At 38.0% G+C, this 22716-nt stretch carries 26 protein-coding genes; 14 read left to right on the top strand and 12 right to left on the bottom strand.

Features of this window, described 5'->3' with window-relative positions; all coding sequences use genetic code 11:
* The first annotated feature begins 60 nt into the window (after window positions 1-60).
* The gene (locus ACS5PU_RS22790) at window positions 61-540 is read left to right on the top strand and encodes a TlpA family protein disulfide reductase (protein WP_439461464.1); all 480 of its coding nucleotides are present in this window, start codon (window positions 61-63) and stop codon (window positions 538-540) included.
* 2 nt (window positions 541-542) lie between these two features.
* Here the strand turns inward: ACS5PU_RS22790 and ACS5PU_RS22795 are convergent, their stop codons facing one another.
* Window positions 543-2408, bottom strand: a complete 1866-nt coding sequence (locus ACS5PU_RS22795; RefSeq protein ID WP_439461465.1) for an Nramp family divalent metal transporter — start codon at window positions 2406-2408, stop codon at window positions 543-545.
* Window positions 2395-3057: a metal-dependent transcriptional regulator gene (locus ACS5PU_RS22800; protein ID WP_439461466.1), complete on the bottom strand. Its 663-nt coding sequence runs from the start codon at window positions 3055-3057 to the stop codon at window positions 2395-2397. Before ACS5PU_RS22800 ends, ACS5PU_RS22795 begins: the two co-directional genes overlap by 14 nt.
* A gap of 127 nt (window positions 3058-3184) precedes the next feature.
* Here ACS5PU_RS22800 and ACS5PU_RS22805 point away from each other — a divergent pair, with 127 nt between their 5' ends.
* A complete protein-coding gene (locus tag ACS5PU_RS22805) occupies window positions 3185-3655 on the top strand; it encodes an Lrp/AsnC family transcriptional regulator (RefSeq protein WP_025142637.1) in 471 nt (156 codons plus the stop codon).
* Window positions 3656-3832: 177 nt separating this feature from the next.
* Here ACS5PU_RS22805 and ACS5PU_RS22810 read toward each other — a convergent pair whose 3' ends face one another.
* From ACS5PU_RS22810 to ACS5PU_RS22820, 3 genes are all read right to left on the bottom strand, one after another.
* Window positions 3833-4480 (bottom strand): alpha/beta hydrolase, encoded by a 648-nt coding sequence (locus ACS5PU_RS22810; RefSeq protein WP_439461467.1) that lies wholly within the window; start codon window positions 4478-4480, stop codon window positions 3833-3835.
* Window positions 4480-5160 carry a uracil-DNA glycosylase gene (ung, locus tag ACS5PU_RS22815; RefSeq protein WP_439461468.1) on the bottom strand — a complete coding sequence of 227 codons (681 nt, stop codon included), beginning with the start codon at window positions 5158-5160 and terminating at the stop codon, window positions 4480-4482. The genes ACS5PU_RS22810 and ung overlap by 1 nt, the downstream gene beginning before the upstream one ends.
* Window positions 5161-5301: 141 nt before the next feature.
* Entirely contained in the window at window positions 5302-5820 is a 519-nt protein-coding gene (locus ACS5PU_RS22820) for a thioredoxin family protein (protein WP_439461469.1), read from the bottom strand.
* Window positions 5821-5935: 115 nt separating this feature from the next.
* Here ACS5PU_RS22820 and ACS5PU_RS22825 point away from each other — a divergent pair, with 115 nt between their 5' ends.
* Window positions 5936-6475, top strand: a complete 540-nt coding sequence (locus tag ACS5PU_RS22825) for a YgaP family membrane protein (protein ID WP_439461470.1) — start codon at window positions 5936-5938, stop codon at window positions 6473-6475.
* A gap of 82 nt (window positions 6476-6557) precedes the next feature.
* On the opposite strand, the gene ACS5PU_RS22830 is transcribed toward ACS5PU_RS22825, so the two are convergent.
* Window positions 6558-7049 carry a YdeI/OmpD-associated family protein gene (locus tag ACS5PU_RS22830; protein WP_439461471.1) on the bottom strand — a complete coding sequence of 164 codons (492 nt, stop codon included), beginning with the start codon at window positions 7047-7049 and terminating at the stop codon, window positions 6558-6560.
* Between the two features lie 181 nt (window positions 7050-7230).
* Between ACS5PU_RS22830 and ACS5PU_RS22835 the strand changes: the two genes are divergently transcribed.
* Window positions 7231-7785, top strand: coding sequence for a pyridoxamine 5'-phosphate oxidase family protein (locus ACS5PU_RS22835; protein ID WP_439461472.1), 555 nt, complete (start codon window positions 7231-7233; stop codon window positions 7783-7785).
* Window positions 7786-7926: 141 nt separating this feature from the next.
* On the opposite strand, the gene ACS5PU_RS22840 is transcribed toward ACS5PU_RS22835, so the two are convergent.
* Together ACS5PU_RS22840 and lysS are read right to left on the bottom strand one after the other, a co-directional pair.
* Complete coding sequence (locus ACS5PU_RS22840; RefSeq protein WP_439461473.1) at window positions 7927-8130, bottom strand: hypothetical protein; 204 nt, start codon at window positions 8128-8130, stop codon at window positions 7927-7929.
* A 140-nt stretch (window positions 8131-8270) separates the two neighbouring features.
* Window positions 8271-9980 (bottom strand): lysine--tRNA ligase, encoded by a 1710-nt coding sequence (gene lysS / locus ACS5PU_RS22845; protein WP_439461474.1) that lies wholly within the window; start codon window positions 9978-9980, stop codon window positions 8271-8273.
* Window positions 9981-10322: 342 nt separating this feature from the next.
* Here lysS and ACS5PU_RS22850 point away from each other — a divergent pair, with 342 nt between their 5' ends.
* Entirely contained in the window at window positions 10323-11012 is a 690-nt protein-coding gene (locus tag ACS5PU_RS22850; protein ID WP_439461475.1) for a DUF2461 domain-containing protein, read from the top strand.
* A 58-nt stretch (window positions 11013-11070) separates the two neighbouring features.
* On the opposite strand, the gene ACS5PU_RS22855 is transcribed toward ACS5PU_RS22850, so the two are convergent.
* The 4 genes from ACS5PU_RS22855 to ACS5PU_RS22870 form a co-directional block, all read right to left on the bottom strand.
* Window positions 11071-12987 carry an AMP-dependent synthetase/ligase gene (locus ACS5PU_RS22855; protein WP_439461476.1) on the bottom strand — a complete coding sequence of 639 codons (1917 nt, stop codon included), beginning with the start codon at window positions 12985-12987 and terminating at the stop codon, window positions 11071-11073.
* A gap of 348 nt (window positions 12988-13335) precedes the next feature.
* Window positions 13336-13662, bottom strand: a complete 327-nt coding sequence (locus tag ACS5PU_RS22860) for a HesB/IscA family protein (protein WP_335321658.1) — start codon at window positions 13660-13662, stop codon at window positions 13336-13338.
* Window positions 13663-13752: 90 nt separating this feature from the next.
* Window positions 13753-14166 (bottom strand): Fe-S cluster assembly scaffold IscU, encoded by a 414-nt coding sequence (iscU, locus tag ACS5PU_RS22865; RefSeq protein ID WP_025142622.1) that lies wholly within the window; start codon window positions 14164-14166, stop codon window positions 13753-13755.
* A gap of 108 nt (window positions 14167-14274) precedes the next feature.
* Window positions 14275-15486, bottom strand: a complete 1212-nt coding sequence (locus tag ACS5PU_RS22870) for an IscS subfamily cysteine desulfurase (RefSeq protein WP_439461477.1) — start codon at window positions 15484-15486, stop codon at window positions 14275-14277.
* A gap of 117 nt (window positions 15487-15603) precedes the next feature.
* Between ACS5PU_RS22870 and mce the strand changes: the two genes are divergently transcribed.
* The 9 genes from mce (at window position 15604) to ACS5PU_RS22915 (ending at window position 22616) form a co-directional block, all read left to right on the top strand.
* Window positions 15604-16011, top strand: a complete 408-nt coding sequence (gene mce, locus ACS5PU_RS22875) for a methylmalonyl-CoA epimerase (RefSeq protein ID WP_439461478.1) — start codon at window positions 15604-15606, stop codon at window positions 16009-16011.
* A gap of 344 nt (window positions 16012-16355) precedes the next feature.
* Entirely contained in the window at window positions 16356-16640 is a 285-nt protein-coding gene (locus ACS5PU_RS22880) for a hypothetical protein (RefSeq protein WP_439461479.1), read from the top strand.
* Window positions 16641-16875: 235 nt separating this feature from the next.
* Window positions 16876-17124 (top strand): type B 50S ribosomal protein L31, encoded by a 249-nt coding sequence (locus ACS5PU_RS22885; RefSeq protein WP_439461480.1) that lies wholly within the window; start codon window positions 16876-16878, stop codon window positions 17122-17124.
* 72 nt (window positions 17125-17196) lie between these two features.
* Window positions 17197-18363 (top strand): GlmU family protein, encoded by a 1167-nt coding sequence (locus ACS5PU_RS22890; protein ID WP_439461481.1) that lies wholly within the window; start codon window positions 17197-17199, stop codon window positions 18361-18363.
* A 48-nt stretch (window positions 18364-18411) separates the two neighbouring features.
* The gene (gene tpiA, locus ACS5PU_RS22895; protein ID WP_439461482.1) at window positions 18412-19173 is read left to right on the top strand and encodes a triose-phosphate isomerase; all 762 of its coding nucleotides are present in this window, start codon (window positions 18412-18414) and stop codon (window positions 19171-19173) included.
* Window positions 19174-20013, top strand: a complete 840-nt coding sequence (gene prmA / locus ACS5PU_RS22900) for a 50S ribosomal protein L11 methyltransferase (RefSeq protein WP_439461483.1) — start codon at window positions 19174-19176, stop codon at window positions 20011-20013.
* Between the two features lie 91 nt (window positions 20014-20104).
* Window positions 20105-21457, top strand: a complete 1353-nt coding sequence (locus ACS5PU_RS22905) for a UDP-N-acetylmuramate--L-alanine ligase (RefSeq protein WP_439461484.1) — start codon at window positions 20105-20107, stop codon at window positions 21455-21457.
* 25 nt (window positions 21458-21482) lie between these two features.
* Window positions 21483-22145, top strand: coding sequence for a hypothetical protein (locus tag ACS5PU_RS22910; RefSeq protein WP_439461485.1), 663 nt, complete (start codon window positions 21483-21485; stop codon window positions 22143-22145).
* Window positions 22146-22295: 150 nt separating this feature from the next.
* Entirely contained in the window at window positions 22296-22616 is a 321-nt protein-coding gene (locus ACS5PU_RS22915; RefSeq protein ID WP_439461486.1) for a helix-turn-helix domain-containing protein, read from the top strand.
* Window positions 22617-22716: the final 100 nt, after the last annotated feature.

Genomic DNA, 22716 nt, shown 5'->3' on the forward strand with positions numbered 1-22716 from the left:
CTAGTGATATATTATTATGTTCGTATTTATTCGTTTAAGTTTGAGCTTTAAATATCTAAAATGAAATTCAGAAACCTACTTTTAATTGTACTGTTGGCCGTAACCTTTCAATTAAGCGCACAGCAACCAACTTTATTGCCGCAGTTTACATTTTATCGTTTAGATGGAAAGGCTTTTTCAAATGCCGATATCAAACAGGGCAAGAAAAATCTGTTTATTCTGTTTGATTGTACCTGCGAGCACTGTCAGCGGGAAACCAAAATGCTGAATGCAAGCTATGCTCAGTTTAAAGACGTAAATATTTACATGATCACTATGGATGAAGCCTATATTATCCCACAGTTTTTTGATTCGTATGCAAAAGGCCTAAATTCAAAGCCTAACGTACTGATACTGCAAGATAAAAAACGGATGTTTATTCCAACTTTTTTACCTAAACAGTATCCTTCTATGTATTTATATTCCTCAACAGGCAAGCTTTTGATGTACCAATCTGGAGATGGGGGCATAAAAAAACTGGCAAAAGTAGTAGGTAAATAAAATTACCTGATAATCAGTACCGGTATATTAACCTTATGCCTTACTGAATCTACCGTTGTTCCGAAGATAAGGTCTTTTAAGCCCTTATGGCCATGGGCACCCATTACCAGTAGTTCCATTTCGTTGCGGTTACTGATCTCGGCAATGGCTTTGGCAGTGCTTCCAAATCCGATAAATGGTGTGGCATCATAACCTAAATCTTCAAGGTTCGCCCTATATTTTTCAAGGTTAGCCGCATCGCTCTGTGTTTCGTGGTCCATTACATCATTGCCGTGGTAACGTGCAGCAGCAGTTTCAACCACATGGATCAGGTAATAATGGGCATCTTTTCCTCCTTGGATCAAAGCATGCCTGATGGTATTCCTATCATTTTTAGAAAAATCTACGGCAATTCCAATGCGTTTGTAGCTGATCTTTTCTATTTTTCCGATGTCCAATGCATTTCCGTGTGGCACCAATAACCTTCCCGCACTTTTTTTGCTCTCAATCATGGGATGAAAGAAAACATAAAGCAGCAACAGCACGATTAGTAATAAAGCCGGGAAAACGATTACGTAAATCCACCAGGTATTTGCTTCTTTGGCCCAGCCACTAATTTCTTCGACAACCAGTTTTACATTAAGTGCAATAATGGCCAATGCACTTGCCCAGGCCAATATTTTCACCCAAAGTTTAATGGCAAAATCTTTCATCAGTTTTTTATCTGATGTGAAATGGATCAAAGGGATAATGGCAAAGCCCAGCTGTAAGCTTAAAACAACCTGACTCAAAACCAATAAGCCACCAAGGGCATCATCGCCATAGTGCAAAATGGTAAAAAATGCAGGTATAATGGCCAATAAACGGGTGATTAAACGCCTCAACCAAGGTTGTATCCTGAGGTTAATGTGCCCTTCCATTATAATCTGCCCGGCTAAAGTCCCGGTTACGGTTGAGCTTTGTCCGGCCGCAATCAATGCAATGGCAAATAAAGTTGGTGCTACATTACCAAAAATGTTCGAAAGCAGTTTATGGGCATCCTGTATTTCTGCTACCTCATGCAGTCCGTTTTTGTAAAAGGCTGCAGCGGCCAATATTAATATGGCGGCATTAACAAAAAAGGCAAGGTTTAAGGCTACGGTTGTATCAATCAGGTTAAATTTGAGCGCTTCCTTAATCCCTTTATTGCTGCGTTCTATCTTTCGGGTCTGTACCAGAGAGGAGTGGAGATAAAGGTTGTGGGGCATTACGGTAGCACCGATAATTCCGATGGCGATGTAAAGTGCTTCACCATTTAGGATAGAGGGTTCAAATCCCCTTGCCACTTCTTTTAACGATGGTTCTACAATGAACATTTCAACCAGGAAAGAAATCCCTACGATAAAAACCATCGAAACAATAAAACCCTCCATGGCCCTCATGCCTTTATTTAAAAGGAAGAGCAATAAAATGGTATCGAAAATGGTAATGGAAATTCCCCAGATTAACGGTAATTTGAAAAGGAGCTGTAAACCAATTGCCATACCTATAATTTCGGCCAGATCGCAGGCAATAATTGCCGTTTGTGCCAGCGCAAATAAAGGAATATTGGCCCAGCGCGGGTAGGCCTGTTTCGAAGCCTGCGCTAAATCTAAGCCCCTCACAATACCCAAACGGGCACTTAACGATTGTAAAAGCAGGGCAATAAGGTTCGACATGAGTAATACCCATATCAACTGATAACCAAATTTACTTCCGCCGGCCAGGTCGGTTGCCCAGTTGCCCGGATCCATATAACCCACACTGATGAGGTAAGCCGGGCCTATAAAAGCCAAAATTCTCCGCCAACCTTTTCTTTTATCTGTATTTACACTTTGATGTACTTCACTTAAGGATTCAGTTTTTGCCATTACTGCTGATTAAAATGTGCTTTGCAACTTCTCTACTAATATTTACTTGTTTATCGGATAAAAGGATTTCTACTGAACCGTCGAAATCGGTAACATCGCTGATCTGTATCTGTTTCCCTAAGGTTAAGCCTAACTTTTCTAAATGCTTTAAAAATGCCGAGCTGTGCTGGCTCACTCCGGTTATCGTACCCGAATCGCCCACTTTAAGGTCAATTAATTTTATAAACTGGGTTTTGGCAAAGCGCCCGTTTTTGTCGGGAATGGGGTCGCCATGTGGATCAGCCTTCGGAAAGCCCAAAAATTCATCTAACCTTTCTATCAGTTCGGTAGATTTGATATGTTCCAGTTCTTCGGCAACATCATGCACTTCATCCCATTTGAAGTTTAATTTGTCAACCAAAAACACTTCCCATAAGCGGTGTTTGCGCACAATATCAATGGCTGTATTTTTTCCGGTTTCGGTTAGGGTAACGCCTTGGTATTTAACATAATCTACTAAACCTTTATCGGCTAATTTCTTGATCATATCCGTAACCGAGGCTGGTTTGGTTTGCATCTGCTCTGCAATGGCATTGGTTTGAACGTTATTTGTCTTCTCGGCCAGGTGGTAAATTATCTTTAAATAGTTCTCCTCAGTGTAACTTTGCATTTATGTTTATCTAATTTTATTTTTAGGTAAATCTAAAAATTTTTATTTAAAATATATATGATAAATTATGTTAAAATTTAGAATATAATTTGGTTATGTTTGTATTCTCAAATACCTTTAACACCATATGGCATCTGAATTAGATAAAATAGACTTTAAAATTTTAAGAATTCTCCAAGAGAACGGAAGAATTACCAACTTGCTATTATCACAGGAAATTGGCTTGTCGCCTGCACCAACATTAGAACGTGTGCGCAAGCTCGAAATGGCAGGCTATATTAAAAGTTATCATGCATTGGTAGATGAAGAAAAACTGGGTTTGGGCATAAAAACCTTTATCCAGATTCAGCTCGACTTTCATAAAAACAACACCATTCAGATCTTTTTGGATGAAGTAAACCAGATTAAAGAAATTACAGAGTGCCACCACGTTACGGGGCAGGCCGATTTTTTGTTAAAGGTTTACGTAAAGGATATCAAAGCTTACGAACGTTTAATTATGGATAAGATCAGTAAGATTTCTGTGGTTAAAACATTCCAGACGATGATGATCATGTCGACCACGAAGAAAGAACCGATTGTACCTTTAGAATATTAGCGCTATTCCCTTGGAAGCGTTTTTGCAATCAATTTGGTAGTGTACATTGTGTACGCTACCAAAATGTAGCATCTTTTCCTCATTAACAGAAAAAATACAATCCGATCCGTCACCCTGAATTTATTTCAGGGTCTTTTTCAAGGTAGATGCTGAAATGAATTCAGCATGACGATAATACTATTTGATCACTCGATCAATAATTTCTGAGATTTCTTTAGCGTTTTGATAGACCATAAAGTGGCTACCATTTTGGATCACAAAATCTGGCTGGGCAATTCTCGAATATAATATCTTATCATTGGTGCCATGAATATGATAAGTGTTTTCAGGTCTGACTGTATTTCTCCAGTTTAAAATACTGCCAATTGCCCATTTCAGGAAGTAAGGATCAGTATCTTTGATGATTTTGCTCAACAACGTTTTTTCACTGCTTGATTTTGTGCCGAAATAGTAATTCTGAGTGAGTGTGTTCGATGACTTTAACAATTTGGCAGGAATAAACTTCAAAATCCTTAATCTGCCTGCAAAACGGTAAAGCGATGGTAAATGTTCACTTAACAGCGTACTCGAAATAATTATTGTTGCAGCAGGTTTTAAAATTTTGGCCATTTCTACAGCAATCATGCCCCCAAAAGAAACACCAACCAATACAAAGGGATTTGCCTGGTCGATGTTGTTACTGAGCCGTTGAGCATAGTTGGGTAATGATTCGTTTTTATTAGGTTCGATCCAGTCTAAATGAATGATATTGATTTTTTCATCCAGCTTTAGTTTAGAGAAAATTCTTCTATCGGCCCCTAAACCACTAATAAAATAGGCGTTCATTACGCAGGAAGATTCCAGTCTATCGGTTTTAAATTATTCTGTACCAACAACTGGTTGGCTTTCGAAAAATGTCTTGATCCGAAAAAGCCGTTGTAGGCCGAAAATGGCGAAGGGTGGGCCGCTGTTAGCACGTAATGCTTTTTTTGATCAATCAAAGCAGCCTTAGCCTGTGCATATCTGCCCCATAGCAAGAATACAATATGTTCGCGCTTTTGCGATAATGCTTTAATAATTTCATCAGTAAAAAATTCCCAGCCACGGTTTTGGTGCGAACCTGCCTCAGTTGCCCTAACCGTTAACGTGGCATTGAGTAAAAGTACACCTTGTTCGGCCCAATGGGTTAAATGGCCATGTGCAGGCGTTTTAAAACCTTCAACATCTGTTTCGAGCTCTTTGTAAATGTTTTTTAAAGAAGGCGGAACTGCAACACCACGCTGAACCGAAAAAGATAACCCATGTGCCTGCCCCGGACCATGATATGGATCTTGCCCCAAAATTACCACCTTAACCTCACTAAAGGGAGTGGTATTTAAAGCATTAAAAATGTCAGCACTTTTGGGGTAAACTGTTGCGCCGCGCTGTTTCTCTTCCTGCAAAAAAGCCTTAAGACTTTTCATGTAGTCTTTTTCAAATTCTGGTTCTAAAGCGGCTAACCAGCCCGGTTCTAGTGCTACAGACATAGTATTGGTGTAAGATGTAATAATTAATTAAAGTATGTTTTTGGGTCAATGGTTAGATGGTCCCTGGTTTGGATACCCCAAAACTGCCGATAGTGTGTCTATTGGTGATGAACTATCAAACCATTTTCTACTACTATAATCCTATGGTTTATTCTTGTATATAGCTAACAAATCACCCTCTAAAGTTGTTTTCGGGCCCTCGATAATTCTGCCCAGCTCGTTGCCTTTTTTATCAAAAACAATAAAGGTTGGAACCCTTTTAATATCTAAGCCATCAATAATGCCGTTTTCTGCTTTTTTATTTCCATCAAGTGCGATTAAGCTGATATTTTTCTCCTTAAAGTGCAGCGCATCTAAAATCTTAAAGAAATTAGGAACATTTACCTTGCTATCGCCGCACCAGGTACCGAAAACAATCTTGATCTTTTCGTTTTTAACCAATTTTTTAAGTTCAATCATAGTAGCTGCATCAGGAATGTAGGCCGCGTACAATGGGTCGTACATTTCTTTAAATTCGGGGAAAGTGGTAACACCTTCACGGGTACAGCTATTGATCAGAATATCTTTATTATGTACCTGATCGTGGATTTTTTTATTGTTTTCTTGAGCCGAAAGATTCATTGCAAGTATAATTAGGGTAATGGATAAGAGTGTTTTCATATGTTTTTGAAGGTTTTTTAACGCTTTGAAAATTTTAATGAAATTATTGTTTTAAAATCTAATTTCTGCCATTTAAACACGATATTTGCAAAAAAAAATAATTAGAATAAAATTTATGCCAAATATTATCAGATTAATTGCGGGGTTTGCTTTACTGGGTGGCGCAGTAGCTTTATTTGTTTTCGGCTTTTGGCCATGGGGCATTGTTGCCATTTTGTTGGGAATAATTGTATTGGTAACTTATTTCTTTAACGAGAACATGCTTTTAGCACAATGGTTTTTAAGAAAAGACAATATGCCAAAGGCAAAACAGTTTTTAGATCGCATTACCAATTACGAAAGCCAGTTGATTAAAGTTCAGCACGGTTATTATAATCTATTGATCGGTTTGATTGAAAGCAGAACAGCACCGATGAAATCGGAAAAGTATTTTAAAGCTGCATTGAGTTTAGGTATGCAGATGGACCACAACATTGCATTGGCTAAATTAAGCTTAGCAGGAATTGCAATGGCCAAACGCAACAAGCGCGAAGCAACCATGTACCTTGCCGAAGCAAAAAAAGCAGATAAGAATAAATTATTGGCCGATCAGATCAAACAGATGAAAGATCAGATGGGGATGATGGATAAGCAACAGCAGGTTCGTTATAGATAGTTTTAAACGAAATAATAGAAGGCCATTTCAATTTTGAAATGGCTTTTTTGCTTTCTTTTAAAAAAAAAGAAAGGGCTGTGTTTTACAACGGGTCTCTTCCGATAAACCTTTCTTCGCCTAACAAAAAACCGATGGCCTTTTTTACGTTCTTCTCTACCGATGCTTCAGTTTTAAGGTTAGCAATATACCGTATAATTTCTTTTTGCAGATAGGGGGCAAGGCTATCGAATATCTCTCTTGCTTTATTGTTTTCGGCCAGCGCTTTCTCCAGTTTTGGGTTCATCATGATCGAACGCATTTCAGCATCAAATTCAATTTCGAAAATTGCCGTATCACCTAAGTCTTTGCCCGCTGCTTTGCGCATGGGCGTATTTAAATATAAGCGCCAATTGCCAGCGTATTTTACCAAAGTTTGTTTAAAAGCATGACCATCAATTTTCATGGTAACCGGAATCTGTCCCCTGTTTTTCGCTGCCTTGGCAAAAATGTAGTTTAGTGCTTCTTCTGGCACAAATACGAAAGGATTAATGCCTATGATTTTAATTTCGGCCGTAAAAGGTTTGGGTTTGTTCATATCCATTAGTTAAAGATATTGCCTTTGATTAAAACGCCATAATTTTTAACCGATAAATCAAGTTGATAACTTCTCTCTATATATGCTGCCCCAAGGCTTACCGCCATGCGCCACACGCTCATCAAAAAAAATCAAAACTAAACCCAGTTTTTCATTGTAGTTTATATAAAAAATATATCTCATGGCAACATCACAAGAAGGAAGTACTAACAATACTCAGGAAGAAAATAATATTAAAGATTTAGGTGGTAAAGAAGCCATCGAAAAGCTTAAAACATTGGCGGAAAAAGCAGAGAGCTGTTTCTTTTGTACCAACATTAAAACAGGTATCCCGCTTTCTGTTAGGCCAATGGCGATCCAACAGGTGGATGAAGATGGCAATATTTGGTTTATGAGTATGAAAGATAGTCATAAAAACGAAGAAATTGCTGCCGATCCATTTACCCATATATTATTTCAGGCGGGTGCACACTCTGGCTTTGTTAATATCTATGGAATTTCAGAAATCAGTAGAGATCAGGCAAAAATTGATGAACTTTGGAGCCCGTTTATTAAAACCTGGTTTCAGGGTGGGAAAGACGATCCCAATATCACTTTAATTAAAGTAATTCCATCTGAAGGCTATTATTGGGATACCAAACACGGCACTGCTGTTGCATTTTTGAAAATAGCAGCGTCGGTAATTACAGGAAAAACAATGGATGATTCGGTAGAGGGAACGTTGGATGTTGATTAGGTAGTTTTGGTTAACTGTTTGTATCAGTTAATTGGTTAACCACAATTGTAATCGATCGCTACAGTCTGATCATGGTGATTTGAATAGTGATCATTACTAAAGCGGTTGATTGTTAACTGAAGATTGCCAACTGCAAACTGATTACTTGTCTCCTAAATAATCAAAACCTTCAAATTCTTCTCTTTTGCTTAACAGGTCATCTTCTTCGGCCTGTACCCTTGAGAAAAATAAAGCCTCGGCCTGTATTCTTTTGATTAATTGGCGTACCAAAGTTAAATCAAATGCATCTTTACTTAATTTGATACAGTATTCTCTTTCGTTGATTTCTAAACTTGACGTATTCATAGGACAATCTTTTTTATTATTCGATTGCTGTAAATATAGAAAAGGCTTGCTAAACAATTGTTGGCAAGCCTTTTAAGTTTATGTTATGTTTTTGTTAATATCAAATTTAAGGCATCGTTTAAAACGATCTTAAAATCTGGTTATTTATGCGATAAAAACAAACCGTCGTCCGTTTTAGCAACTTTTAAAATGTTTTTACCGGTTAATGCTTTTAGCGTGGTATCCCATTTTTTATTGCTCCAATCGGCCAGTTTTGCTTTTACATCAGTTAAAAGTACCTGTTCTCCTTCGGCAACTAAGGCATACAGTTCAGTTTCCTCAGCAGTCATTTCTACTTTCTTTTTCTCCGGACGCATCTGCGGGAAGAATAAAACTTCCTGAATGGTGCTTTGGTTGGTCATTAACATTACAATACGATCTATACCAAAACCTAAACCTGAAGTAGGAGGCATTCCATACTCTAAAGCACGTACAAAATCATCATCCATAGCCATGGCTTCAGCATCGCCGCGATCGGCAAGTTTCAATTGATCTTCAAAACGTTCTTTTTGATCAATTGGATCATTGAGCTCTGAGTAAGCATTTCCAATTTCTTTACCGTTCACAAATATTTCGAAACGCTCTACCAATCCTTCTGCACTGCGGTGTTTTTTAGCAAGCGGAGTCATTTCGACAGGATAATCAGTAATAAAAGTTGGCTGAATTAAATTTGCTTCTACCTTATCACTGAAAATTTCATCTACTAATTTGCCACGGCCCATGGTAGAATCGGTTTCGATGCCTAAAGATGCACAGGTTTGTAACAGTTCCTCTTCAGTCATTTTCGAAACATCAATTCCGGTATATTTCTGAATGGATTCGTACATGGTCAGTTTTTCGTACGGTCCTTCAAAGTTAATATCATTTTCACCAACCCTAACTACGGCAGAACCGTTTGTTGCGATAGCAACTTTTTCCAAACATTCTTCAACCATAGCCATCATCCAGATATAATCTTTATAGGCTACATAAATTTCCATTGAAGTATATTCTGGATTATGCGTACGGTCCATTCCTTCATTACGGAACATTTTACCGAACTCGTAAACACCATCAAAACCAGCAACAATTAATCTCTTTAAATAAAGCTCATTTGCAATACGCAAATACAGTGGCATATCTAAAGTATTGTGGTGTGTGGCAAAAGGGCGGGCAGCAGCACCACCATGGATAGGCTGTAAAATAGGGGTTTCTACTTCCATCCAGCCCTGTTCATCAAAGTAATTGCGCATGCTGTTAATTACCTTGCTGCGTTTGATGAAAATCTGTTTATAATCAGGGTTTACGGTTAAATCTACATAACGCATGCGGTAACGCAATTCTGGATTTGTAAATCCATCATACACGTTTCCTTCATCATCACGTTTCACAATAGGCAGTGGGCGTAAAGATTTAGCCAGCACTTTAAATTCGGTAACGTGCACAGAGATTTCGCCGGTTTGGGTTGTAAATACGTAGCCTTTAACCCCGATAAAATCTCCAATATCCAAAAGCTTTTTAAATACGGTATTGTATAAGGTTTTATCTTCGGTAGGGCAAAGTTCATCTCTTTTCAAATAAACCTGGATCCTGCCGGTAGAATCTTGAATTTCAGCAAAAGAAGCAGCACCCATAATGTTGCGCCCCATAATACGGCCCGCTAAACTAACAGTCTTATAAGCAGTTTTATCCTTTTCGTAGTTTTCCAAAATATCTGCGGCACTTACGTTAACCTCATACGATTCGGCAGGGTAGGGCTCAATGCCTAAATTGCGTAATTGTTTTAGCGACTCACGTCGTAATAATTCTTGTTCTGATAATCCTATACTCATTTCGGGTATTTTTTGCAAAAGTAATGATTTTGCAAGTTTTTGTATTGTTAAATTTTGGTGTTTTAGGTCAAAAGGGTATAATATGAAAGCGAGAATATTAATTTAGCTCAATAGATCAAATTCAATTCTTCTGCAACAATTAGCTATTCACCAAAAACAGATGGGTACAAAGATAACAAAGCTATTGTAATTACTAAATGGTTTGCCAGATATAACCAAATTATAACCGCGAATTTATGCAGCGGAAATATTTTTGGAAATGACCTTAAAATAGATGTTTAGTTTTTTAGAGATATTACCTTTGCCTGTGGTTCATTATGCTGTTATAAATAATATAGAGAGATGTCTGATATAAAACAAATTCCTGCTACCAGTTTCGATTTTTTAAAGGCATTGAAGCAAAACAATGACCGCGAATGGTTTAATGACCATAAAGAATGGTACCAAGAAGAACTGGTGCATGTAATATCTTTTGCTCAAAACCTGCTCAACCTAATGAATGTGCACGACGTGATTGAAACATCATCTGGAAAGAAAAGTTTATACCGGATTTATCGTGATACCCGGTTTTCGACTGATAAAACACCTTACAAAAACCATTGGAGCGGGAGTTTTAAGCGCGCAGGCAAACACAGAAGGGGCGGTTACTATTTTCATATCGAACCGGGCAACAGCTTTGTAGCTGGTGGATTTTTCGGTCCATCGCCACAGGATTTAAAATTAATAAGGGAAAATATTGCTTTTGATGCGCAGCCTATGCGTGAAATATTAAACGATAAAACCTTTGTTTCTACTTTCGAGAGTTTAAAGGGAGAGCACTTAAAAACTGCACCAAAAGGCTTTGATGGCGATCATCAGGATATCGATCTACTCCGTTATAAGCAGTTTTTGCTGGTTAGCCATTTTTCAGACGAAGAAGTGTTGAGTACGGATTATCTAAATAAATGCAATCAGGCTTTTAAAAACATGCGCCCGTTTTTTGATTACATGAGCGAAATACTAACAACAGATGCCAATGGGATGGAACTGTAAAACGTGATAAAAAATTAAAGGGTCATGCTTACCTATTTGTAAACATGCCCCTTTTTAATTACGATTCGGCTTCTACACCTTCTTCGTACATTTCGTTAATGGCCTCGGCATATTTCTTTTCTACAATGCGGCGTTTAACTTTCATGGTCGGGGTAATTTCGCCCTCATCAATATTGAAAGGGTTACGTTTAATCTTGAAGTTTTTAATGCGCTCAAACTTGGCCAGTTCGTTCGATATTTTCTTGATGTCCTGCTCCATCCAATCTATAATTTCCTGATTGCGGATAAAAGGATCGGCTTCTTCGAAAAATGATGGCTGAAGCTTAAAGGTCTCTTCTAACGTTTCCCTGTTCGGGATAATAATTGCTGTTATAAATTCGCGTTTATCGCCAATTAAAAATAACTGGTCAATTTTAGGACTCTTTAAATAAATATTTTCTACTGGAGTAGGGTAAACGTTTTTACCATAAGCATTTACGATCATGTTTTTCAAACGGTCGGTAATCTGCAGGTTTCCTTTGTAAAAACGGCCAATATCTCCGGTGTGGAACCACATGTCCTTATCAATGGCTTCGGCAGTTTCGGCAGGTTTATTAAAATAGCCCTTCATTACACAATGCCCGCGAACAATCACTTCTCCCTCAGCACATTCAAACTCTTCGTTAAAAGTGTTATGCGTTTGTATACTCAGCATTTCTTTGCTTTCTACATCTTGAATACCTACCTCAATACCCGGAATAACGCGGCCAACTGTTCCGTACACCTGTCTGTGGTATTCGGTAACCGACATTACCGGCGAGGTTTCTGTTAAGCCAAAACCTTCTAATATCTTAATGCCCAGGTCACCAAAAAATTCGCCCACATTTTTAGGTAACGCTGCGCCGCCCGAAATCATGAATTTTAAACGGCCACCGGTTTTTTCTTTGATTTTACTGAAAACAAGTTTCTCGGCAATCGCTTTTTTGGTAGATAGAATTAAACCAGGATTTTTACCGGCTTCTTTTGCCACACGGTATTTATTCCCAGTTTCTAATGCCCAGGTAAATATCTTGGCTTTTGTACCACCACCTGCAGTGCCTCCTTTAATGGCTTTATCATGTATGCGTTCCAATAAGCGGGGTACACAGCTCATTACGGTAGGGCGCACTTCTCCCATGTTTTTCGCCAATAGTTCTAAGCTCTGTGCGAAAGCTATTTTACATCCCTGTGCACAGCAAACGTGGTAAGTTGCGGTACGTTCAAATACATGAGAAAGCGGTAAGAAAGAAAGGAAGGTTTCCGTCTGATCAATTACCGGTATCTGTTGCAGGCAAACCTCCACGTTTTTAACAAAATTGTGGTGGGTAAGCATTACACCCTTTGGTGTACCGGTTGTGCCAGAAGTATAAATTAATGATGATACATCCTCAGGTAAAACCAAGCTTCGGCATTGGTCAATTTCGGCTTTTTCTGCCGCAGTAACCTGATGTTTAAGTGCCAGGATATCTGAAAAGGCAATTACTTCCACATTTACATCTGCGGGGATCGTTACTTTTTCATAATCCTTAAAGGCTGGTATGATATATTTTAGAGCTTTGCAGTTAGCAGCAACTTTTAATACTTTACGGTAAAGAAAATTATTTCCAACCAGGATCGCTTTTATGCCCGAATCGTTGATAATGTAAGCCACTTCCTGCTCGGAAAGCGTAGGGTAAATGGATACATTGATTACGCCAATTTGCTGGATACCCTGATCGTAATACACATATTCAGGCGAATTTTCGATCATTAAGCCCAGTCTGTCACCCTTTTTAATTCCCTTTTCCAAAAAGAAAGCCGAAACTGCATCAGCCCTTTTTAAAGTATCTTCGTAAGAGATTTCAGTCCACTCCGCACCTTGTTTGTGGATTAAAAAAGTTTCTTGGGGTTTATGGATATTTTTTACAACATTCCTCAAAAGGGTAGGAACAGTTGAAAATTCGTTTATTAGTGGCATGCTCGTAATTAGTTCGCTGATTATAATTAACAATAATAACGCTTTTTGGTTTAAAAATACAAATTGCTATGTGGCTTTCTTCCACACCTGTCATCGTGAGCGTAGCGAAGGATCTTATGAAGCAATGTCAAGGGCAGTTAAGTGGAAAGCCTAAAAGCTAAATCTATCCATTTCAATGCATTTCAGTGGAGAGGACGATCTTTTTTGCAAAGTTTGAGTGTTAATCAGTTTTATCTGCGGTTTTTTTAATCTGCGAATATCTGCGGGAAAATGAGAAAAATAGAATTTCTTAAAATGCAAAAGAGGTTCCATAAAAATGAAACCTCTTTGTATAAATATTTGATCTGATTAAACTGAGAAACTTTCTCCGCAACCGCAGGTACGGCTCGCATTGGGATTAACGAAGTTGAAACCCTTTCCGTTTAAGCCATCGGTAAAATCTAGTTCAGTTCCGGCCAGGTAAAGGAATGATTTCATATCCAAAGCAATTTTAATCCCTTTATCTTCAAAAAACTGATCACCTTTTTGTTCCTCGTTATCAAAATCCAAATTGTATGATAAACCCGAACAGCCACCACCTTTTACAGAAACACGTAAAAAGTAATCAGAACCCATTTCAGAATCCTGCATTAAGTGATCAATTTTATCTTTTGCTTTATCAGTTATCGTAATCATATTATAAAGATTTGAGATTTGAGATGTTAGATTTGAGACAATTTGAGCACCTGAGTCCTCAAATCTCATATCTATTTTCTCACATCTATTCTAGTGGTGCGATTTTTCTAAAACAATTGCTTCTAAGCCATTTTTAACGCGGTAATCGTTAATAGCCGATTTAATTGCATCTTCTGCCAATACTGAGCAGTGAATTTTTACTGGAGGTAAAGCCAATTCTTCAACAATATCCATATTGTCGATAGAAAGTGCCTCATCAATAGTTTTTCCTTTTAACCATTCTGTAGCTAAAGATGAAGATGCAATAGCCGAACCACAACCAAATGTTTTAAATTTAGCATCAGTGATTACGTTATCTTCTCCAACTTCAATCTGTAAGCGCATTACGTCGCCACACTCAGGTGCGCCAACTAATCCTGTTCCTACAAATTTGCTGTCTTTATTTAAAGTACCTACGTTACGTGGGTTATTGTAATGGTCAATTACTTTTTCTGAATATGCCATGATTTCTATTTCTTAAACCTCCTTTTGGAGATAGTTTTATTTATTAATTATCAGTTGCCAATTTTCAATTATCAGTTAGCAACTCAAAACTGCGAACTGATAATTGTACTAGTGTTCTGCCCACTCAATTTTACTTAGGTCAATTCCTTCTTTAAACATTTCCCAAAGTGGAGAAAGTTCTCTTAAGTGGTTAACTGCTTTTTCAGTAACTGCAATTGCCTGGTCGATTTCTTCTTCAGTAGTAAATCTTCCTAAACCGTAACGGATAGAAGAGTGTGCTAAATCATCAGATAATCCTAAACTTTTTAAAACATATGATGGTTCTAAAGAAGCAGAGGTGCAAGCCGATCCAGAAGATACAGCTAAATCACTCATTGCCATCATTAAACCTTCACCTTCAACATATTTGAAAGAGATATTGGCTACGTGCGGTAAACGGTGTTGTGTATTACCGTTAACATAACTTTCTTCCATTTTGTTTAAAGTCGACTCTAGTTTATCGCGTAGTGCAGCTAAACGAACCGATTCGCTTTCCATTTCTAAACGGCAAAGCTCACAGGCTTTTCCTAAGCCAACAATACCAGGAACATTTAATGTACCAGAACGCATTCCGCGCTCGTGGCCACCGCCATCCATTTGTGCAGTAACTTTAACCCTTGGGTTTTTACGGCGAACGTAAAGTACACCAACACCTTTGGGACCATACATTTTATGTGCCGAAAAAGCCATTAAATCAATACCGTCAGCATTTACATCAACCGGAATTTTACCAACTGCCTGCGTAGCATCAGTCATAAATAAAGCACCGTGTTTGTGTGCAATAGCAGCAATTTCTTTAACCGGTTGGATTACACCGATTTCGTTGTTGCCGTACATAATCGAAACTAAAATAGTTTCAGGTGTCATAGCAGCTTCTAATTCAGCTAAATCAATTAAACCATCTTCTTTAACACCTAAAGAGGTAACGCGTGCACCATTTTTTTCAAGGTGTTTGCAGGTATCCAAAACGGCTTTGTGCTCAGTAACCGCAGTAATGATGTGGTTACCTTTTTCTTTGTACATTTCAAATACACCTTTAATAGCCAGGTTATCGGCTTCGGTTGCACCTGATGTAAAAATAATTTCTTTTTCAGTACAGCCGATCAATTTGGCTACCTGTTCACGAGCATAATCTACTCCTTCTTCTGCTACCCAGCCAAACGCATGGTTGCGGCTCGCAGCATTTCCAAATTTCTCAGTAAAGTAAGGTAGCATTGCTTCCAACACCCTTGGGTCTAGTGGGGTTGTTGCATTATTATCTAAATATATCGGCTGTTTCATCTCTATTCTGTTAATTATGATACAAAGATACGAAAAAACTTATTTAACAATTATAAATAATAGCTATGACCTTATAGTTAAAACCTGCATTTTTACATTAACATAACCTTATAATCTATGAAAAAGATAGAACATATCGGCATCGCGGTAAAAGATCTCAACTATTCTGTTGCCATTTACGAGAAATTGCTCAATACCGATTGCTATAAAACCGAGCAGGTTAAATCCGAACAGGTAAGCACTGCCTTCTTTAAAACAGGCGAAAATAAGGTCGAACTGCTCCAGGCTACTTCAGCTGATAGTGCAATTGCTAAGTTTATCGAAAAGAAAGGAGAAGGCATTCATCATATCGCTTTCCTGGTTGATGATATCCTGGCCGAAATGGAGCGTTTACACAAAGAAGGGTTTGTATTGCTGAACGATTCGCCAAAAAAAGGAGCCGACAATAAAATGGTTTGCTTCGTGCACCCAAAAGATACCAATGGTGTGCTGATTGAGCTTTGCCAAGAGATTAAATGGGTGTAGGGGATGGAAGATGGGAGAGGTAAGATGGGTGATGATTAATTGTTGAGACCCGTCATCCTTGCGCATGCGGGGGATCTTAAAGCATTTGGGAGACCGGGTTGTTTTTCGAAAACGAAACGTCCTGTGTTCCATCGTATCTGTAGCCCTGCTGTACATTTTAGTCCCGATGAAGAATGGGGAGCTGCCATTTCCATCAGGTTTATTTAATTTAGATCGTGGTTCTTGGCTTTGCAAATCGCTAAACCTTAATTGAACAAAGTAATCTTAAAACTTATCTCTAGTAAACCTGATCTTTAAATCCTGCAATCTTTGAAATCCTGTTCCAATCCTAAAAATCCTATTACATGTCATTAATTAGTATCATCAGTAAAGATTTCGATATTCCTGATCACCTTTCCGAAAACCAGTTGCGAGATGCCATGGTGGATGCCTTTGCTTATTTAATTGATAATGATTTTCCGAAACTGATTCAGATCTTGTATAAAGCTGATGTTGATCAGTATAAATTAAAAGAACTGCTCGAAACAGTAGAGGGCTCCAGTTCTGCCGAGGTTATTGCCGATGCTTACATTTCTAGGCAAAAGGCCAAAATAGAAACCTGGAAAAAATATAGTCAGAAAAAAGATTAGGCTAAAAGCTGTTTTTTAACATAATTTCAAAGGTTTTTAGGTTAGAATTTGCTGTGAAAAGTTTCATGATTTAAAATTCTTGCATTAGGCTTGTAAATCAAAAATAAAATTAAGATATTTGCATCCTCTAAAATAGAGGTAGAAAGACTAATAGGAAATGTCATAAGCGTTGTTGCCAGCAAATTGCAAGAATGTTCTTGATGCTTTCACACAAATAACTAAAAATAATATTCAAATGAAAAAAGATTTGCACCCAACAAGCTACAGACCAGTTGTTTTTAAAGATATGTCTAACGAATATGCTTTCTTAACAAGATCTTGCGTTGATACAAAAGAAACGATTAAATGGGAAGATGGTAACGAGTATCCTCTTTATAAATTAGAGATTTCTCACACTTCACACCCTTTTTATACTGGTAAAATGAAATTGGTTGATACAGCAGGACGTATCGATAAATTCAAAAACCGTTACGCTAAGAAATAATTTTAGCAACAAAAAGCATTTTTTGAAGTCCCTTTGCCAAAAGCATCGGGACTTTTTTTATTTTTGTTGCTTATGACAATCAATCTATTTGATGATTCCTCTTGGGCATCGCTCCGCCCACTTACATTTACCAGGCCCGTGGCCGATTTGCGCGTAGGTATTTTAACCATTGCCGAAAAATGGGGCAGGTATTTAAAAGCTGATTTTGGTTTTCATACCCAAGAATATCTCTCTGTAAAATTTGCACCTAAGCCTAATGCCAAATTATCCATAAATGGCTCTGTTTGCCCGGATGAAGCTTTGCTTGCCGCTATTGATAAGCTTAAAGCTGGAGAAGTTCTTTACAAAAGAGATGTTATTATAGCTTACATGGCAGATACACATGATTTAGATGCCGTTAAGCTACTAAAGCCCATTGAATACCTGGCTGATTTTACACAGATTGTATATCCCGAACATATTTTTGGTAATAACCCTGCAGAAATCAGGAAAGATTTTAAGCTGTTGACCGAAGGCCGTACTTCAGCTCCAATAAGTGGGACCAATCAACTGCTTGGTGATGATATTTTTTTGGAAGAGGGCGCAAAGGTTGAATGTAGTGTGCTGAACACGGGTTACGGACCGATTTATATTGGTAAAAACGCAGAAGTTTGGGAAGGTTCTTTAATTAGGGGCTCTTTTGCCCTTTGCGAGAATTCATCCGTGAAAATGGGTGCTAAAATATATTCAGGTACCACAATTGGTCCGAATAGCCGTGCCGGTGGCGAAATTAATAATTCTGTTATCTGGGGCAATTCTGCCAAAGGGCACGAAGGCTATCTGGGTAACTCTGTAATGGGCGAATGGTGCAATATTGGTGCAGATACCAATAATTCGAACTTAAAAAACAATTATGCAGAAGTGAAGCTGTACAGTTACGAAGCCCGGAAAATGCGCAATACCAACCTACAGTTTTGTGGCTTAATCATGGCCGATCATGCCAAATCTGGTATTAACACCATGTTTAACACGGGCAGTGTAGTAGGTGTTGGATCTAATGTTTTCGGCGCTGGCTTCCCACCAAACCATATACCTGATTTTAGTTGGGGAGGTGCAAGTGGCTTCGAAGCTTATAAACTGAACAAGATGTTCGAAACAACCGAAAAGGTACTGGCTAGAAAGAATGTAGTTTTTGATGAAGTAGAAAAGAACATGCTAACGGCCATATTTGAATTAACCGAATCGTATAGACGATTTTAATATAAAACCTGATCTGAAAAAGATCAACCAACCATTAAATAATACAAAATGAGAAAAAAGATTGTTGCCGGTAACTGGAAAATGAACTTAGATTACAACGAAGGTGTTTCGTTGTTCAGTGAAATCGTAAATATGGTTAAAGATGAGCGCAAAGGCGATCAGTTGGCTATTATCTGCTCACCGTTTGTTCATTTAAACAGCTTGGCAAAATTGGGTGGTAGCGATGTTAAAATTGGCGCTCAAAATATCAGCGATAAAGAAAGTGGTGCTTATACAGGCGAAACTTCTGCTAAAATGGTGAAATCTGTAGGTGCAGAATATGTGATTTTAGGTCACTCTGAGCGTAGAGAGTACTTTGCCGAAAGCAATGAACTGCTTGCTGCTAAAACCAAAGTTGCCTTGGCACACGGTTTAACCCCGATCTTCTGTATTGGCGAAACTTTAGATGAGCGCAACAATGGCAGTTATTACCAGGTGTTGAAAAAACAACTGGTAGAAGGCGTTTTTTCTTTAACTGAAGAAGATTTTAAGAAAATTGTAATTGCTTATGAACCGGTTTGGGCTATTGGTACGGGCTTAACGGCTTCACCAGAGCAGGCGCAGGATATCCATGCCTTTATCCGTAGCGAAATTGAGGCGAATTATGGTTTCAATGTTGCCGATGATACAACTATTTTGTACGGTGGTAGCTGTAACCCGGGCAATGCCGCAAGTTTATTTTCTCAAAAAGATATCGATGGTGGTTTAATTGGTGGTGCATCATTAAAATCGCGCGATTTTACAGATATTATTAAAGCATTAAATAGCTAAATGCAATATACAAAAGCAATATTTACATTCGAAAATATCGAAGACTATCAACAAGATCTGCTGATCAGTGATCTTGCCGATTTAGGCTTCGATACTTTCGAAGATAGTGAAGGTGGGTTTACGGCTTTCGTAATCAAAGATAATTTTGACGAACAGCTATTAAAAGAGCTGTTGGCTAATTATAGCGAAGAATTTGCAACAGCTTATACTTTAGAAGATGTTGCCGATGAAAACTGGAATGCCGAATGGGAGAAAAATTTCAGTCCGCTGATTATCGATGATGTATGCTACGTAAGGGCAACTTTTCACGAGCCTCAGCCATCGTATCCATATGAGATTGTGATCGATCCTAAAATGGCATTCGGAACCGGGCACCATCAAACTACAACCATGGTGATGCAGTACATTTTAGCAGCCGATTTAAAGGATAAAGCGATATTGGATATGGGCTGTGGTACGGGTATTTTGGCTATTCTGGCAGCAAAACTGGGTGCCAAAAGTTTAATGGCAATTGATTATGATGACATCTGTTACCAAAGTACGATAGAAAACGCAGCACTTAACCATGTTGATAACCTAAAAGCACTATGCGGTAGCAAAGAAGTAATTCCGGACGAGGTTTATGATGTTATTTTTGCCAATATCAACAGAAATATCCTTTTAGATCAGATTCACCGTTATGCCGAAGTGCTAAAAGCAGGAGGCAAAATTTTCTTCAGTGGATTTTATTTAGACCCCGATTTGGGAATGATTACTGCCGAGTGTGCTAAATATGGCATTAAATACGTTGATCATAAACAGAATGGTGATTGGGTTGCAGCCCAGTTTGAGAAAAAATAATGATTGAATTTTGAATGTATGAAGAATTGAATGTGTTTTTGACATTGCTATTCGCTCATTCTCAAATTCCTACATTCCATAATTAATTTATATGCGCATACATTTTATAGCGATTGGTGGAAGTGCAATGCACAATCTGGCCATCGCCCTACATAAAAAAGGTTATCAGATTACCGGTTCGGATGATGTGATTTTTGAGCCGGCAAAATCCCGTTTAGATAAATATGGCTTGCTGCCTGCCGAAATGGGCTGGGAGGAAAGCCGTATCACAGCGGATTTAGATGCCGTTATTTTGGGTATGCATGCCCGTATCGATAACCCTGAGCTGTTAAAGGCGCAGGAGCTGGGCGTTAAAATTTATTCATATCCCGAATACATTTACGAGCAGAGTAAAAATAAACTCCGCGTAGTGATTGGCGGCAGTCATGGCAAAACAACCATTACCAGTATGATTTTGCATGTGCTCCATTACTATCAGCGCGATTTTGATTACCTGGTTGGTGCACAGCTTGCCGGTTTCGAAACCATGGTAAAAGTTACGGCAGAAGCCCCGGTAATGATTATTGAAGGCGATGAATATTTATCTTCTCCAATTGATAGACGACCAAAATTCCACCTGTACAAAGCCAATGTGGCGGTTATTAGTGGTATTGCCTGGGATCATATCAATGTTTTTCCAACATATGCCGATTATACGCTGCAGTTTGAGAAATTTATCGATACTATCGAAGCCAATGGAACTTTGATTTATTGTAAAGCAGATGCTGATTTAAATGAAATTGTAAATCAATCTAAAGCTGATATCCATAAAATCGGCTATGCAATTCCTGAACATGAAATTAGGAACGGAATAACCTATTTGCTTCCAGAAGAAACGCCTTTAAAAGTTTTTGGCGATCATAATTTAATGAATCTGAATGCGGCTAAACTGGTTTGTGCGCAATTGGATATTGATGAAGCGGCTTTTGATGCGGCCATTTCCTCCTTTACCGGTGCTTCCAAACGTTTAGAGATGATCTCTGCAGATGAATCTACAAATGTTTATAAAGATTTTGCCCACTCGCCATCCAAACTAAAAGCCACTATTGATGCGGTTAAAGCACAGTTTGCCGACCGTAAATTGGTAGCCTGCATCGAGCTACATACTTTTAGCAGTTTAAATAAGGATTTTCTCAAAGAATACACAGGTGCGATGGATAAAGCCGATGAAGCCATTGTATTTATCGACATTAAATCTTTCGAACAAAAAAGAATGGAGCCTTTTTCTGAAGATGATGTACAGCAGGCTTTTGCTAATCCGGAACTAAAGTTTTTTAACGATGCTGCAAAGCTTAAAGCTTATTTATTGGGCTTAAATTATAAAAATACGAATCTTTTGATGATGAGTTCAGGTAATTATGCAGGTTTCGATCTGCCCGAACTGGCAGCTGCCTTAAACAGATAACCCTTGGAATAAATAGCTATCCGTAATGAAAAAATCACTGATATTTTTGATGAATATGCTTGCTTCCACAGTTTTCGGACAAGTTCAGCATAACAAAAATCCGCATAATTTTTTGCCAAAAGGATATGTGGTTTTTGAAAAAATAAACGGTGATTTAAATAAAGATGGCCTGGAAGATTGTGTTCTAGTAATTAAAGCGACGAACAAAAGCAAGATCGTTACAGATGAGCAAGGTAAAAAACTAGATCGTAACCGAAGAGGAATTATTGTTCTTTTAAATAAAAATAAGCATTACGAATTAGCAGTAAAAAACTACGCTTGCTTCTCTTCAGAAAACGAAGATGGAGGTGTTTATTTTGCGCCTGAACTTTCTGTTGAGATTAAAAAAGGAAATTTGTATGCTCATTACTCGCATGGTAGATATGGCTATTGGCAATATGTTTTTAGATATCAAAATTCGGACTTGGCGTTAATTGGTTATGATGCAAGTAATGGGGGTGCTGTAATCGATAGTGAAGTGAGCATTAATTTTTTAACTAAAAAGAAACTAGAAAAAGTAAATACAAATGAAAAGGCTACTGGTGGCGATGAAGTTTTTAAAGAAACTTCGAAAAATATAAAAGTAAATAGCATGATCAAACTAGGAGAAATTAAAGATTTTGATGAGCTTGATATGAATGCATTCTGAATAAAATAATCCTCGAAGTGTATTAAAAGTCCTAATTCAGCACTCAATGCAAGGCTGTAACGATGATCACAATCATGATTAAGCAGAAAATACGATATTTAAAAGACATCCTTTTCAAATCTGCTATCTAAACCTCAATCAACCTTATAAATGGAAAGCATCGGAGCGCGCATTAAACAAAGTAGGCTGGCTTTAGGTTTAAGTCAGGCCGATGCGGCCAAAAAACTGAATATTTCTACTCCGGCTTTCTGTAAAATAGAAACGGGTCAAACCGATCTCAATATTTCCCGTTTACTCCAAATTTCCACAACGTTTAAGGTTCCCGTAGCGCAATTGATTGATGCTAAATCAGCAGAAGCCCATTCATCAGCAGAGCTAATAGCGCTTAAAAAAGAACTGATCGAGAAGGAGGAGGAAATCAATAGACTTCGCAAAAAAGTCATCGATCTGTACGATAAACTTGGTATTTAAATTTCTTTCTATTGATTTGTATTTAGATTAATTGTCATTTTATAATTATTTTAAAAGAATATAATTCATTATTTTTTATTTTATTTTGAATTTTATTCTA

Origin of the sequence: Pedobacter sp. GSP4 (assembly GCF_051857575.1) — a bacterium.
Classification (GTDB): Bacteria; Bacteroidota; Bacteroidia; order Sphingobacteriales; family Sphingobacteriaceae; genus Pedobacter.